Here is a 16,611-nt window from a genome sequence, read left to right as displayed (position 1 = left end):
TATAATTGCAAGTCAACACGCCGGGATAACATTCAAAATGTTGTCTCGGCGTGTTTCCATGTCCGGAAGAAGCTAAACGGAAAAGCACCTGTCTCAGAGGACTTTACCAAAGGTAACGCTTTGCACCATAAAAGGTAACACTTTACAAGACAAAAGGTAACCTTTCGCAGGGTAAAAGGTTACCCTTTGAAAAGCGATGTCCCAAAGGCGGTTTTTGCAGCCATTATGCGGACAAAACCACTCCATTGGCGAACAGCAAGGCGGTCATGGTCCGGCATCAAGCAACCTTTGGCAAACCACATACATATATATACATCCGTGCATAGGAGATGTGATTATGTCGCAAATCCACATGTATGCACAAAATTACATATATTAAACACATTTTTGCATACATAACATTATATAAAATACTAATTTTGTGCATCAAACTGACCAAATTAACTATCAACCAATGAAGACCAAAGCTTTTTTCATAATTCCTGCCATGATGATGGTGATGGCGACACATGCTTTCGCACGACAGACGGAAAAGCTCTCGAGGGGGCTTGTCGCTGTCAGGGAAAACCCTTCCGCCGTCACCCTCTCATGGCGTTACTTGTCGTCCGACCCGATGAATACGGCGTTCAACATCTACCGCAACGGCAAAAAGATTGGGACAACGAAAAGCGACAACGCGACTTTCTTCCGCGATGACTACAAAGGGAACGATGCCGTGACCTACACTGTCGAGAAACTCATCGGCAGGAAAGCCACCGGCGAGAAGTATTCTTACACCCTGCCGGCAAACGCTCCGACTGGCTACATCGACATTCCGCTGGACATGCCCCAAGGAGGGGTGACACCGGCCGGTGACAATTACACATACACTGCCAACGATGCGTCCATCGGCGATGTGGACGGTGACGGCGATTATGAGATAATCCTCAAATGGGAACCGACAAACGCGCACGACAACTCCCACGACGGCTATACGGGGGATGTGCTCTTCGACTGCTACCGCCTCAACGGTGAGCGTCTGTGGAGGATAAACCTCGGCAGGAACATACGTGCCGGAGCACACTACACTCAGTTCATGGTCTATGACCTTGACGGTGACGGCAAGGCGGAAGTGGTGATGAGAACCTCTGACGGAACTGTTGACGGCAAGGGAAAGATCATCGGAAACCCTGACGCGGACTATCGCGAACCAGGCATAAAGGGCGAGGGAAAGCGCACTCCTGCCCACCAAGGACGCATACTTACCGGCAAGGAGTATCTCACTGTGTTCAACGGATTGACAGGCGAGGCGATGCACACCGTCCCTTACATCCCTGAGCGCGGTGACCCTGCCGGCTGGGGCGACTCACGTGCGAACCGCAGCGACCGCTTCCTTGCATGCGTAGCTTCACTTGACGGCAAGCGCACAAGTGTGGTGATGTGCCGCGGCTATTACACACGCACCGTCCTTGCAGCCTTCGATTGGGACGGCAAGGAACTGAAAAAGCGGTGGGTGTTCGACAGCGACAATCCTGGCTGTGAGGGCTATGCCGGACAAGGAAACCACAACCTGCGTGTGGGAGATGTGGACGGCGACGGCTGTGATGAGATTATCTACGGCTCTTGTGCCTTCGACAATGACGGCACAGGGCTCTACACTCTCGGTATGGGACATGGCGATGCTATGCACCTGACGCAGTTCTCCAAGGATATGAAGGGCATGCAGGTGTGGAACTGCCATGAGAACCGCTGCGACGGTTCTACATTCCGTGATGCGCGGACAGGCGAGATTATCTTCCAGGTCAAGGACAAATCCGATGTAGGACGCTGCATGGCGGCGGACATCGACCCTACCAACGAGGGTGTGGAGATGTGGTCAATAGCGTCGGGAGGAATACGCAACATCAAGGGAGAGGTAATCAACCCTCAGCCGAAACGCCTGTCCGTCAACATGGCAGTGTGGTGGGACGGCGACCTTCTGCGCGAGCTTCTCGACCGCACCACTGTGTCGAAATACGATTGGACGACAGGCGAGTGCAAGCCTTTGCAGACCTTTGAGGGCACTCAGTCCAACAACTGGACAAAGGCAAACCCATGCCTTCAGGGTGACATCGTGGGCGACTGGCGCGAGGAAGTGCTCATGCGCACCAAGGACAACAGGCACTTGCGCCTTTATGTATCCACAATCCCGACAGATTATCGCTTCCACACATTCCTCGAAGACCCTGTCTACAGGATCAGCATCGCCACGCAGAACGTGGCTTACAACCAGCCTACGCAGCCGGGATTCTATTTCGGGCCGGACCTGAAGGACGGCATCTTCCGCGGCTGGAAGTTCAAGTAAAATCACGATTCACCATGCTGCAACAAGATGAGACATGCGATGCAACAAGATACACCATGATGCCTCATGATAAAACATGAGTTGCAACATGATGCCCCATGATACATCATGATTCAACATGACAACAAAAAGAAAACAACAACAATATGAAAAGAGAAGCATTCAAAATGTTCTTGAAGCCGGGCTTTGAGAAAGAATACGAGAAAAGGCATGCAGAGATATGGCCTGAACTGAAGAAGATGCTGTCCGATGGCGGTGTCTATGACTACTCCATCTATTGGGACAAGGAGACAAACATCCTCTTTGCCTGCCAGAAGACACATGGCGGCGAATCGTCACAGGACATGGGCAGCAACCCTATAGTCCGGAAATGGTGGGACTACATGGCAGACATCATGGAGGTAAACCCTGACAACTCGCCGGTGACAATACCACTGCCGGAACTGTTCCACATGGATTAGAATCCAACCACACCACGCTCCAACATGACATAACATGATGCATCATGATGAATTATATTGAACCATGATGCCAAAACAATAACCAACCAACAACCCAACCAAATGAAAAAGATACTATTCTCCTTAGCGGTCTGTGCCGCCATGTGCCTCCCTTCACAGGCACAGAAAACAAACGTGGCAGGACCGATGAAGGATGTCAACAACGTCGTTGACAACACCCTTGACAGCCTCAACAAAGCAATGACAGCGCGCCCTGTGGCAGGCTCATCACGCAAAGGCAACAATCCGGTGCTCTTCCTTGTGGGAAATTCCACCATGCGCAACGGCACACTCGGCAACGGCAACAACGGCCAGTGGGGCTGGGGCTATCTTGTCAATGAGTATTTTGACGAGAACAAGATGACTGTCGAGAACCATGCGCTCGGCGGAATGAGCAGCCGCACATTCTACAACCGCCTTTGGCAGGATGTCCTGAAAGGCATAAAGAAGGGCGACTGGGTGATCATCGAACTCGGACACAATGACAACGGCCCTTATGACAAAGGTCGTGCGCGTGCCTCTATTCCGGGAATCGGCAAGGAGACCCTCGATGTCACCATACAGGAGACCGGCGTAAAGGAGACTGTCTACACTTACGGCGAATACATGCGCAAGTTCATTGCCGACGTGAAAGCTAAAGGTGCCCACCCTATCCTTATGTCCCTCACTCCGCGATTGGCTTATGATGATGCCGACAGCACTATCGTCACACGCGTCAACAAGACTTTCGGCTTGTGGGCGAAGCAGGTGGCAAAGAAGGCAAAAGTGCCTTTCATAGACCTTAATGACATAACAGCACGCAAGTTTGAGAAATTCGGCAAGGAGAAGACAAAGTACATGTTCTACGGCGACCGTATCCATACCACCATGTTCGGAGCACGTGTCAATGCGGAATCCGCCATCGAAGGCATCCGCGCCTATAAGGGTCTCCCTCTGGCAAAGTACCTGAAACCTGTGGAGAAGGACACCGTCACCGGTGCCACACGACAGAAAGGAAAACCTATGCTCTTCACTATCGGTGACAGCACCGTGAAGAACGAGGACAATTCCGACGACAGCATGTGGGGCTGGGGAAGCGTTATTCAGGACCTCTTCGACCTTGACCGCATCACCGTCGAAAACCATGCAAAGGCAGGACGCAGCGCACGCACCTTCCTTGACGAGGGACGTTGGGACAAGGTCTACAACGCTTTGCAGCCGGGCGACTATGTGATTATGCAGTTCGGACACAACGATGCGGGCGAGATAAACACCGGAAAGGCTCGCGCAGAACTGCCGGGAGCAGGCGCGGAGAGCAAGGTCTTCAAGATGGAGAAGACCGGCAAGTTCCAGGTTATCTACACTTTCGGCTGGTATCTCCGCAAGTTTGTCATGGACTGTCAGGAGAAGGGCGCAATCCCTGTTGTCCTCAGCCACACACCAAGAAACAAGTTTGACAACGGACTCATAGAGCGCAACACCAATTCTTTCGGCAAGTGGACACGCGAAGTAGCAGAGCAGACCGGCGCAATCTTCATCGACCTGAACAAAATCTCCGGCGACAAGTTCGAGAAAATGGCATGGGAGGACGGTTTCAAGGAGGTGAACAGCTATTTCAAGCGTGACCACACCCACACCTCAAAGAAGGGTGCGCGCCTCAATGCACAGAGCATCGCCGAGGGACTGAAGGCTACCGACTGCCCATTGAAGGACTATCTGAAGTAAAAAAGACCGTCAGTATTGACAGTACAGACAGTAATGTCAGTATTGACCCGCTTATCATTACTGTCAGTACTGACAACAATGTCAATATTGTCAAAGCAAAAAACAACCACCAACCAAATGAACAAACTGCATAAACTCATATTGTCTGCGGCACTTGCCGTAAGCTCTTTGGTGTCTGCACAGAACCTGCAGAAAGGGGATTACGGCTACCTTTACTGCCACATGAGCGACAGAGGGGAATGGACAGCCTATGCACTCAGCCGCGACGGCCTGCACTATCATGACCTGATTGGCGGACAACCAATCTTCGACACAAAGAAGGTGGCGGGGATAGAAGGCGGCACACGCGACGCGTATATCTTCAGAAAGCATGACGGCAAAGGCTATCTCATGCTCACAACCGACATGTGCGTGAAGAAAAGCAAGGTGTGGAACAACTATGGTATCAACCTTCTGACAAGTGACGACCTTATCAACTGGGAGTCAAAGACCTTTGATTTCCGCAAGGGAGCGAGCATCTTCTCCGATCCAAAGTCGCCGGACACGTACAAGAACTACGCCACAATCAACCGCGTATGGGCACCACAGGCGATGTGGGACCCTACCTACGTATGGCCAAACGGCAAGAAAGGCGGCTATTTCGTCTATTACTCCCTGTGGAACAGTGCGGAAGAAAAGTACGACCGCATGTACTATTCCTACGCCGACGAGTCGTTCACAACACTCACAAAGCCACGCCTCCTCTTCGATTGGGGTTACGCCACAATCGATGCGGACATAAACTATCTGAAGTCCGACAAGCTCTTCCACATGATGATAAAGAAGGAAGGCGGCAAACCGGGACTGTTCACAGCCACCGCAAAGAAACTGACCGGCCCATGGAGCGAGCCTGTCGAGGACGATTATGTCAACTTCGAGGGAAAGAAAAAGTGTGAGGGTGTCTCCGCTTTCCAGATTGCCGGCGAAGAGGGATGGCGTGTCGGATACATAGAATACTCTTCACGCCCGAAGCATTACCGCATCTGCAAGGCTGACAAGTACCTGCGCAACTTCAACTCTCCGCAGGACATCATCGGCGTGGAAGCACCGCAGCACGGCTCTTTCCTACGCCTTACAAAGGAGGAATATGACCGCCTTGAGAACTGGTCAAAGGCGATTATGGACAAGAAAAACACTACGCGCACCGTCCTTTCGCTTAACTCCGGCTGGCAGTTCCATGCCTCCGCCACTGACAAAGGTATCGAGGATATAGCCACAATCGGCAACTGGCAGACTGTCAACCTCCCTCACGACTTCCAGATTTCACAGCCTTGGGTAGCACCGGCTGCCGACGAGAAGGCGGACAACCGTGACGCCGGAGCGAACATCCGCAGCCGTCTGAGCTCACGAGGATTCAAGGAAATGGGCTTCGGCTGGTACCGGAAATCCATCCGCCCTGAGGAATCATGGCGCGGAAAGCGTGTCCTCCTTGACTTTGAGGGTATCATGCTTGTTGGCGATGTATATCTCAACGGCAAGCACATCGGCAAGACGGACTATGGTTATCTTGGCTTTGAGATTGACATAACCAAACTCCTGAACTACGGAAAGGATAACATCATCGCCGTGAAGGCAAGCACTCAGCAACCGCTGAACTCACGCTGGTACACCGGCGGCGGTCTGTATCGCGACGTGAACATTATCCTTACGGACAAGGATGAGTTCTTCGTGCGTCATCCGCTGTACATCACCACCGAGAATGTCAGTGACCGCAAAGCTACCGTAAATGTACAGGCAGAACTGACCTGCAACCTCAAAGTCGAGAACCTTCGTGTCGGAACAAAGGTCACTGACCGTGCAGGAAACATCGTTTACCATAAGTTCAACACCATAAAGTTTGACCGCCGCATGCGCACAAACGAGCATCAGGTGGCGAAATTCGACATCGACAACCCTAAACTGTGGAGCTGTGAGACACCTAATCTATATACGGCTGAGGTGACTCTCTACCGCGAGGACGGTTCGGTGGCTGACCAAGTGACAAAGCGTTTCGGTGTCCGCAACGTGGAGTTCTCACCGGAATTCGGTCTGAAACTCAACGGCAAGAAGGTGCTTCTCAAAGGAATCGCCAACCACCATTCACTCGGTGCACTCGGTGCTGCTGTTTATCCACGTGCCATGGAGAAGCGCATCAAGATGCTGAAGGATTTCGGTTTCAACCACATCCGCACCGCTCACAACCCTTACAGTGAGTCATTCCTCGACCTATGCGACGAATATGGCATCCTTGTCGTTGACGAACTGTATGACAAATGGCTCACACAGTATGCCGGAGGCAGGGAGGAATGGACAAACCTTTGGCAGCATGACGTGCCGGAGTTTGTAAAGCGCGACCGTAATCACCCGTCAGTTGTCGTGTGGAGCCTTGGCAATGAGCTGCAGCAGTATTGGAACCTGCCTTACGCCGACTGGGGAGTGACAGCTTACCGCCTGCAGAAAGAGCTGCTCCGCCGTTACGACAAGACACGTCCGATAACAGTGGCAATGCACCCGCGCTACCGCAGTCTGGAGACCGACTCTCTGCCTGCACCGCTTGTCCATGAGACAGACATCGCGTCATACAACTACAGATACATGTACTTTCCGGGGGACAGCCGCCGCTTCCCACACATGATGTTCTACCAGAGTGAGGCGAACACCTCCGGAATGGGTCCTAATTACTTTGAGATGGACCTTGACAAAGTGCTCGGATTGGCTTATTGGGGCATGATTGACTACCTCGGCGAGTCACAGGGATGGCCGGAGAAAGGCTGGTGTCAGGGTGTCTTTGACATCTCCCTCGAACCGAAACCGAACGCTTATTTCCTGAAGAGCTACTTCAAGGACGATGAGCCACTGGTGCACATCGGTATCGTTGCGAGTGACGGCGACTCATTCCTTTGGAACGACGAGAAGATGCTAAAAAGACGACTTGTCGACCATTGGAACTTCGGAAAAGGCAACAATAACGAGGAATTCACGTTATATACATATACCAACGCTGACGAGGTGGAGCTCCGCATCAACGGAAAGAGCCTTGGCAGGAAGCAGAACGACAAGAATCCTAAGGTTCACAACAGAATCAAGTGGGACAAGGTGAAGTACGAATCGGGCTACATCGAGGCAATCGCCTACACAAATGGCAAAGTCGTAGCACGCCACAAGATAGAGACAACGGGTGAGGCAAAGCGTCTCTCCGCCACAGCCGACAACAGCGAATGGAAGGCTGACGGAAAGGATTTGCAGCACATCCGTATCCTCGCCCTTGACGCTAAGGGTCGCCGAGTGCAGACTGCAAAGGGCAAAGTGCACTTCTCCGTGGAAGGTCCTGCCGAGATTATCGCCGTCACCAATGGCGACAACGCCAGTGACGAGCTTGCCGTGGGCGATTCACGTGACCTTTATAACGGCACTTGCACCGTCATCCTGCGCTCAAAACAGGGAGCAGGCAAGGTCTCTGTCACAGCAACTTGCGACGGCATGAAGCCTGTAAAACTGCAACTTGCGACAAAGTAAGTGGAAAAATCAGAAGGTCAGTATCGTCAGTTTTGACACTATTGCCAGTATTGACAACACTGACAGTAATGACAATAGTGTCAGCACTGACAATACCGACCTTACCCCTCCAACCTAAAAAACAACAAAAACCAATGACAAAAAGATATTTATTGCTCCTCCTCATGTCACTCTCGGTTGCTCTCGGAGTCAACGCCCAGACCTTCGACTTTGACATGACAAAGGACGGAAAAGGATTGAAAAGCGGCTTCCTCAGCGTGGAAGTCCCAGACGGAAACTATCGTGTGCGCGTCACTTTTGGTTCGAAGAAGCGTGCCGGCGAGACCACCCTGCGCTGCGAGAACCGCCGACTGTTGGCGCATAACCTCGTGACAAAGAAGAAGGAGATGAAGACTCTCGAATTCGTTGTCAACAAGCGCAGCCCTTTTATCACAAACGACAAGCGCGTGAGAATCAAGGAACGCGAGAAGAACTACTTCACATGGGACGACAAACTGACGCTTGAAATCGCCGGCGAAGCCCCTGCCGTTGCCTCCATCCATATCGAACCTGCCAACGATGTGCCGACAATCTACCTCTGCGGCAACTCCACCGTTGTCGACCAGGCTTACGAGCCGTGGGCAAGCTGGGGACAGATGATCACACGCTGGTTCGGCCCAGAGGTGGCTGTGAGCAACCACGCCGAGAGCGGACTGGCGGCTTTCTCCTTCCTTGCACAGAACCGTCTTGACAAAATCATGGCTACCTTGAAGAAAGGAGACTGGGTTATCGTCGAGTTCGGACATAACGACGAGAAGTACAAGGGTGACGGTTTCGGTGCATGGTATCACTATTCCTACAACCTGAAGATATTCGTCGACCGCGTCCGCAAAGCAGGTGCCGAGATTGTCTTCTGCACTCCGACACAGCGACGAGCATGGGAAAGCGACAACAAGACAATCAAGAACACTCACGGCGATTACCCTGCGGCGATGAAAGCCCTTGCCGAACGTGAGAATGTGCCGGTCATCGACCTTAACAGCATGACGAAAACCTTCTTCGAGACTCTCGGCCACGAGGACAGCAAGCGCGCCCTTGTGCATTATCCGATGGGAACTTTCGAGGGACAGACCAAGGCTTTCGCCGACAACACTCACTTCAATCCTTACGGAGCTTATGAGGTGGCGAAGATGGTTGTGCTGGGCATGAAGCAGCAGAACCTCCCTATGGCAAAGTATCTGCGTGACACTGACGCCGAAAACGCTGAGTGGAAGAACTTCTCCCCTGCCACTCCTGACGACTGGAAGACATTCAAATGGGTGCCGTCGCCTATGACGGAGCTCCTCAAACCTGACGGAAATTAAACAAAGACAATATGATAAAGACTTCAATCCTTACAACTTTTCTTGCCGCCCTCTTGGCTTTCGCTCCGGCAAATGCCAAGAAAAAGCAGGCTGTCAAGGAACTTTTCCCTAACGGGGAGGCTATTCCGGCGTGGTTCAACGACACGGCGAGAGTGGACATCGCCACCCTCGGCAGGCAGTATGTCATCACCGAACATGGCGTATGCCACAATCCTGCCATCGTGCAGACAAAAGCAATTCAGGCTGTAATAGACAAAGCCGCTGCGGAAGGTGGCGGTGTGATTGTCATTCCTGAAGGCACATTCCTCTCCGGCTCACTGTTTTTCAAGCAGGGCACACACCTTTATGTCAAGCAGGGCGGATGCCTGAAGGGCAGCGACCGCATCGCCGACTTCGAGATGCGTGAGACTCGCATGGAGGGACAGACACTGAAGTATTTCTCTGCCCTCGTGAATGCCGACGGCGTTGACGGCTTCACAATCACCGGACCGGGAACAATCGACGGCAACGGCTACCGCTATTGGGAGGAATTCTGGATTCGCCGCCAGTTCAACAAGCAGTGTACGAACCTCGAAGCCCTGCGCCCTCGTTTGGTCTATCTCTCCAACAGCAAGAACATCACCGTACAGGATGTGAGCCTTATCAACAGCCCTTTTTGGACAAACCACCTCTACAAATGCGAGCGTGTGAAGTATCTCGGCTGTTATATCTATGCTCCCACCAAGGGACTTGGCATGGTCGGGAAGAACGGTGCGCCGTCAAGTGACGCGATAGACATCGACTTCTGCCACGACATACTCATCAGCGGCTGCTACATGAGTGTCAATGACGATGCCGTAGTGCTCAAAGGCGGCAAGGGAACTTTCGCCGACAAAGACCCGCGCAACGGCCCTAACTACAACATCATCGTACAGGACTGCAACTATGGCAAGGTACATGCCTGCATCACCTTCGGCTCTGAGAGTCTCCATGACTGGAACATCATCATGCGCCGCATAAAGTTCGAGGGTGTCAACCGTGTCGTATGGTTCAAGATGCGCCCGGACACACCGCAGCATTACGAGCTTTCACGCTTCGAAGACCTCAGCGGTTCTGCCGACGCTTTCGTGGTTACTCTGCCATGGACACAGTTCTTCAAGCCTGAGGAGCGTAAGGATATGCCACTGTCACGGGTTAATGACATCACGTTCAGGAACATCAATGTCGAGTGCAAAAAGTTCTTTGATGTTAAGTCATCCGACAAGTATGCGCTCGAAAACTTCTCCTTCGAAAACGTCAATGCCAAAGAGACAGGCGGCAAAGACACATGGCATCCGGAGTATGTCAAGGGCATCAGCGTGAAGAATCTTGTCATAAACGGTGCTGCACCGAAAGCGGCGAAGACCGTGAATAAGGCCGGCAAGTCGGACACTCCGGAGGAGTTCCTGTAAGAAAGAATAACCCACAACCTGTCAGTATTGACAATAGCGACAGTATTGCCAGTATTGACATAATTGACAATACTGACAAAACTGACAACATTGACCCAAAAAAACATAACCCACAACCAATGAAAAAAATACTCTTATCCATCGCCCTTTTGGCAACAGCCCTATGCTCCCAGGCACAGAACCATCATGGTCAGACAAACAAGGACATCATGGATGTCGCAGTGAAAGTCAACGCTTATTTCATGAAAAAGAATCCTGACCCGACACTTCCGACTTTCGTCAAGCGCATGCGCCCAAGCAGCCTGTGGACACGCGCCGTATACTACGAAGGACTGATGGCTCTCTACGAGATCTGCCCTCGCCAGGAATATTGGGACTATGCCTACTCTTGGGCGGACTACCACAAGTGGCAGCCGCGCAACGGCAACACCACTCACCATGCCGATGACCAGTGCTGCCTCCAGACTTACATCGACCTTTACCGCATCGCCGGTGACCCTAAGATGATTCAGGGCGCAAAGGCTAACATGAACATGATGCTCGCCTACCCTACCAACGAGGACTGGTGGTGGATTGATGCCGTGCAGATGGCCATGCCTATCTACACAAAACTCTACACCGTAACAAAGGATGAGCGACTGCTCGACAAAGCTTGGGGACTCTATTCCTACACTCGCAACACTCTCGGCGACAAGGGTATGTACAACGAGAAAGAGGGTCTCTGGTGGCGCGACGCGGACTTCGACGGCGACTACAAAGAGCCTAACGGCAAGAACTGCTACTGGAGCCGTGGCAACGGATGGGTTATCGCAGCCCTTGCGCGTGTCCTTGACGACCTGCCAAAGGACAACATCCACTACAAGGATTATGTGAAGGACATGCAGACCATGGCAAAAGCCATCAAGGCTTGCCAGCGTGAGGACGGTTTCTGGAACTGCTCTCTCCACGACCCGAACAACTTCGGCGGCAAGGAGACCTCCGGCACAGCTCTCTTTGTCTATGCTATGGCATGGGGAATACGCAACGGCATACTGCCCCACAATGATTACTACCCTGTGGTCAAGAAGGCATGGGACGCAATAGTCAAGGACGCTATCCACCCTAACGGCTACATCGGCTACGTACAGGGCACAGGAAAAGAGCCAAAGGACGGTCAGCCTACGACCTACGACTCTCACCCTGACTTCGAGGATTATGGCACAGGTTGCGTACTTCTTGCAGCGGCAGAGATGTATAAATTGAAGTAAACCTGGTCAATAATGACAATTATGTCAGTAATGACAGTATTGACAGCAGTGGCAGTATTGACAGTATTGTCAATGAGGTCAGTATTGTCACAACTGTCATTACTGACAATACTGACCAAACCAACAACCACCAACCCAACAATGAACAAACGATTCTACAATATTCTTCTTGCACTGTTGCCGGCATTCCCAGCAATGGCGCAAGATTCTTTTTGGCCCGAAGCCATGCCTGAAGCGAAACCTTTCGCACGCTGGTGGTGGATGGGCAGCGCAGTGGACAAGGAGAATCTCAACTACCTTATCCCCGAATACGGCAAGGCAGGCATAGGCGGACTGGAAATCACACCTATCTACGGCGTGCAGGGAAACGACGCCAACGACATCCCGTTCCTGTCAAAACGCTGGATGGAGATGCTCGACCACTGCAACAAAGTGGGCGCAAAAGCGGGCGTGAAGATTGACATGAACACCGGAACAGGCTGGCCTTTCGGCGGCCCTCTTGTCACAAAGGAGGACGCAGCATGCAAGGCTGCCTTCGACAAGAACGGCAAACTCATCATCGGACGCACAGGCCAGAAGGTGAAACGCGCTGCCCCGGGCGGCGAGGGCTGGGTCATGGACCATTTTGACAAGGGTGCCGTGGAACGCTATCTCGCACGCTTCACAAAGGCATTCGAGGAGAATGGTGTCGCATACCCTCACAATTTCTTCAACGACTCCTACGAGGTCTATGGCGCAAGCTGGACTCCTGCCCTCTTAGAGGAGTTCAAGAAGCGCCGCGGCTACGACCTACGCAAGCACGAACAACTGCTGCGCAAGGTCTTCGACACAAAGAATGAAGCGTCACAAGCCCTGAAAATCGACGAGAATTCCGACGAGAACCGACGCATAATCTCTGACTACCGGCAGACACTCGGCGAACTTCTCCTCGAGAACTTCACACAGACATGGACGGCATGGGCACACAAGCACGGCTCACTGACCAGAAATCAGGCGCACGGCTCTCCTGCCAACCTCATCGACATCTATGCTTCCGTCGACATTCCTGAGTGCGAAGGCTTCGGACTCTCCCAGTTTGGCATCAAGGGACTGCGCCGGGACTCGCTCGTAAGGAAGAACTTCTCCGACCTGTCCATGCTGAAATACGCCTCCTCTGCTGCTCACATCTCGGGCAAGAACCTTGTGTCGGCGGAGTCGTTCACATGGCTCACGGAGCATTTCCGCACATCCCTCTCACAGTGCAAGCCGGAGATTGACCTCTTCATGACTGCCGGCATCAACCATATGTACTTCCACGGCATAACCTATTCGCCACGCGAAGCGGCATGGCCGGGCTGGAAATTCTACGCTTCCGTGGACATGTCACCGACAAACTCCATTTGGCATGACGCTCCGGAGATGTTCAAATACATCACACGCTGCCAGAGCTTCATGCAGTGGGGACAGCCGGACAATGATTTCCTTGTCTACCTTCCTATCTACGACATGTGGCAGGAGAACGGCGGCGGACTGCTGCTCTTCGACATACACAAGATGGACCGCCTCGCACCGAAGTTCATCGCCTCTATCAACAGCATCGTCTCCAAAGGCTATGACTGCGACTACATCAGCGATAATTTCGTCAGCAAACTATCGCTCCATGACGGCAAACTCCGCACGGAGGCAGGAGTGGAGTACTCCGCACTGGTCGTTCCGAGCGTGAAACTCATGCCTCACGAGACCGCGGCGAAGCTCCTCGCACTCGCAAAACAGGGCGCGAAAATCATCTTCCTTGACCAATTCCCTGAGGATGTGCCGGGCTATGGCAAACTTAAGAACCGCCGAAAGCTGTTCGGCAGCATCGCAAAAGAACTGCCAAACCATTGCCTTACATCGCTTGACGCTGCCAATGTCATCCCTGAGGAGATGAAAAGCCGCTACGGACTCAGCGCAATACGCCGCAAGAACGCCACAGGCCACCATTATTTCATCTCGTCCCTCCAACCTAAGGGTGTCAACGGCTGGGTGCGCCTTGCCGTCCCTGCCGACGGTGTGGCATTGTTCAACCCTATGAACGGTGAGGTAAGGAAAGCCATGACACGAAAGAACGGCAACGCAACAGAGGTGCTTCTCCACCTCGAATCGGGCGAATCATGCATCCTCCAAACGTACAACGCAAAGGCAGACATGCCTTCCGGTTTGAAGAATGATGTCGTTTACGCACCGTCCGCAACGACCGTTTCCCTCGACAAAGGCTGGACAGTGGCATTCCCTTCCTTGGACAAGGAGTTCAAAATCGACACTCCTTCCTCTTGGACAACCCTCGGCGACGCTCAGGTTGACAGCCTTGCAGGCTCGGGAGTCTACACCACCGAGTTCGAGATTGCCGACGCCGAAGGCGAATGGCAGCTTGATTTGGGAGACGTCCGTGAGAGCGCACGCGTGAAAATCAACGGCGAATATGTTGCCACTCTGTGGGCAGTGCCTTACAAGACCAACGTTGGCAAGTACCTCAAAAACGGCAAGAACACCATCGAACTTGAGGTCACCAATCTCCCTGCCAACCGCATCGCGGCACTCGACCGCAAGGGTGTACAGTGGCGGAAGTTCAAGGAAATCAATCTTGTCGACCTGAACTACAAAAAGACAGGCTACGCTCACTGGCAGCTCATGGAGTCAGGACTGAACGGTGCGCCACGACTCACAAAGCTGAACGCCGTCAAATAACACCGGAGACCCATGCTTTAAGAAACAAAAGATAGAAAAGACAACCATGCTCAAACATAAAAAATCTTTTTTATCTTTTGTAACTTAAGGCTGACACCGCAATAGATGCAAGCCACTGTCCACACCCCAAAAGAGATGCCGCCATACATGGCTCAAAATTGAATCCGTAGCCAAAAAGAGACATTGTTTCTATCAAAAAAAACATTTTGTCTTTCGTTTGATTGGAATGTCAAATAAAATAGCTAATTTTGGAAGCAAAACAAACGATAGCACCATGGCTTTAGCAATAAACATCGAAGACCTTCTGAACAAGCGCAAGGTCGAATCTGACAGAATAGAGTTCAAGAAAGGATGGAATCCTGAAAGAATATTCCGCACGGTAGCGGCATTTGCCAACGACTTCAATAATATCGGTGGCGGATATGTTGTGGTGGGCATTGAAGAAGAAAACGGCATTGCCAAACGCCCTGTCCTCGGACTCTCAGGACAAGCATTGGACAACATCCAGAAAGACATTGTCGGCTATAACAACAAGATAGAACCAAAATACATGGCTCGGATCTCAGTGGAAGACGTCGATGGCAAGCAAGTTCTTGTATTATGGGCTCCTGCAGGAAACAGCAGGCCATACAGTGTGCCGGAAAATGTCACATCCAAACATTCCATACCAAAATGGTATGTACGCAACGGTTCGACAACAGTGGAAGCAAGAGGCGATGTGCTGGACGAATTAAGGGAAATGGCAAACAGAGTGCCGTTTGACGAAAGAGGCAATCCCGGAATCACAATTGACGACATCAACCCGCTATTGGTTCAGGACTATCTGAGAAGAGTTGGCAGCACATTAGCCAACAAAATCACTCCAACCAATCTTGAAAGCATACTTGAAAGCATGAATCTGTACACGGGACCTGTTGAGAACAAGGAACTGAAGAATGTCGCCGCAATGATGTTCTGTGACACTCCCGACAGATTCTTTCCATATACCCAGATAGACATCGTGACATTCCCCGGTGGCAGGGAGGGCGACCCAAACAACTTCTCTGAGGTTACATTCAAAGGACCTGTACACATCATGATTCGGAATGTGCTGGAACATCTGAAGACACATCTTATAAAAGAACATGTCTCCAAACCTAAAGACAAAGCCGAATCAAACAGATACTTCAACTACCCGTATCAAGCGATAGAGGAAGCCGTCGTGAACAGCCTCTACCATAGAAGCTACCAAGAATATGAACCGGTAGAAATATCAATAGAGCCACACCGTGTCAGTATCCTTAATTATGGCGGGCCCGACCGCTCCATATCGGAACTGAGCATTGCCGAGGCAAAACTGCTCAGGACGCGCAGATACCGTAACAGACGTATCGGTGATTTCCTGAAGGAATTGGGACTGACAGAAGGGCGCAGCACAGGTATTCCCACAATCCAAGATGAGTTGAGGAAGAACGGCAGTCCTGCTGCTTCTGTTGAAACAGACTCTGACCGAAGCTATTTCTTGATAGATATACCATGTCATCCTTTGGCTGTTGGAAAAGAACTTAATCCCACTGCCAACTTAGTAAGTGACTTGGTAAGTGACTTAGTAAGCGACAAAAGCGAAGTCATCCTGGAGTTGTGCAGGACAGCCAAATCAAAACGTGAAATATTTGAGGCATTAGGTCTTAAGAACCACACATTCAACTATAAAAAGCACATAACACCTTTGCTGGAGTACGGATTGCTTGCCTACACGGTAGAATCCCCTAACAGCCGTTTTCAAAAATACATTACAACAGAAAAGGGGGTGGCATGGAGCAAGAAATAACCCTGCAAGATAAC

General features: G+C 51.6%; 9 protein-coding genes and 1 pseudogene. All 10 read left to right on the top strand.

The annotated features are described in order from the left end of the window. Positions 1-487: 487 nt before the first annotated feature. Positions 488-2,323: a rhamnogalacturonan lyase gene (locus tag HPS57_RS07210; protein WP_253946503.1), complete on the top strand. Its 1,836-nt coding sequence runs from the start codon at positions 488-490 to the stop codon at positions 2,321-2,323. A 146-nt stretch (positions 2,324-2,469) separates the two neighbouring features. Continuing rightward, positions 2,470-2,784, top strand: a complete 315-nt coding sequence (gene rhaM, locus HPS57_RS07205) for an L-rhamnose mutarotase (RefSeq protein ID WP_172181622.1) — start codon at positions 2,470-2,472, stop codon at positions 2,782-2,784. A 141-nt stretch (positions 2,785-2,925) separates the two neighbouring features. After that, on the top strand, positions 2,926-4,527 hold the full coding sequence (locus HPS57_RS07200) for a rhamnogalacturonan acetylesterase (protein ID WP_253946502.1): 1,602 nt from the start codon (positions 2,926-2,928) through the stop codon (positions 4,525-4,527). A gap of 117 nt (positions 4,528-4,644) precedes the next feature. After that, positions 4,645-5,679: pseudogene (locus tag HPS57_RS14510) on the top strand (glycoside hydrolase family 43 protein); the annotation flags it as partial. Positions 5,680-5,685: 6 nt separating this feature from the next. Further along, positions 5,686-8,061 (top strand): glycoside hydrolase family 2 TIM barrel-domain containing protein, encoded by a 2,376-nt coding sequence (locus tag HPS57_RS07190; protein ID WP_172181969.1) that lies wholly within the window; start codon positions 5,686-5,688, stop codon positions 8,059-8,061. Between the two features lie 134 nt (positions 8,062-8,195). Beyond that, positions 8,196-9,404 (top strand): rhamnogalacturonan acetylesterase, encoded by a 1,209-nt coding sequence (locus HPS57_RS07185; RefSeq protein WP_172181618.1) that lies wholly within the window; start codon positions 8,196-8,198, stop codon positions 9,402-9,404. Between the two features lie 11 nt (positions 9,405-9,415). Continuing rightward, a complete protein-coding gene (locus tag HPS57_RS07180) occupies positions 9,416-10,834 on the top strand; it encodes a rhamnogalacturonidase (RefSeq protein WP_172181616.1) in 1,419 nt (472 codons plus the stop codon). 119 nt (positions 10,835-10,953) lie between these two features. Further along, positions 10,954-12,081: a glycoside hydrolase family 88/105 protein gene (locus tag HPS57_RS07175; RefSeq protein ID WP_172181614.1), complete on the top strand. Its 1,128-nt coding sequence runs from the start codon at positions 10,954-10,956 to the stop codon at positions 12,079-12,081. Between the two features lie 141 nt (positions 12,082-12,222). Then, entirely contained in the window at positions 12,223-14,787 is a 2,565-nt protein-coding gene (locus tag HPS57_RS07170) for a glycosyl hydrolase (protein ID WP_172181967.1), read from the top strand. A gap of 274 nt (positions 14,788-15,061) precedes the next feature. Continuing rightward, a complete protein-coding gene (locus tag HPS57_RS07165) occupies positions 15,062-16,597 on the top strand; it encodes an RNA/DNA-binding domain-containing protein (RefSeq protein ID WP_172181612.1) in 1,536 nt (511 codons plus the stop codon). The last annotated feature ends 14 nt before the right edge of the window (positions 16,598-16,611 follow it).

The organism is Palleniella intestinalis (assembly GCF_013166595.1).
GTDB lineage: Bacteria > Bacteroidota > Bacteroidia > Bacteroidales > Bacteroidaceae > Prevotella > Prevotella intestinalis.
The sequence above is the reverse complement of the archived record's forward strand: the minus strand, read 5'-3'. Positions and strand labels throughout refer to the sequence as shown.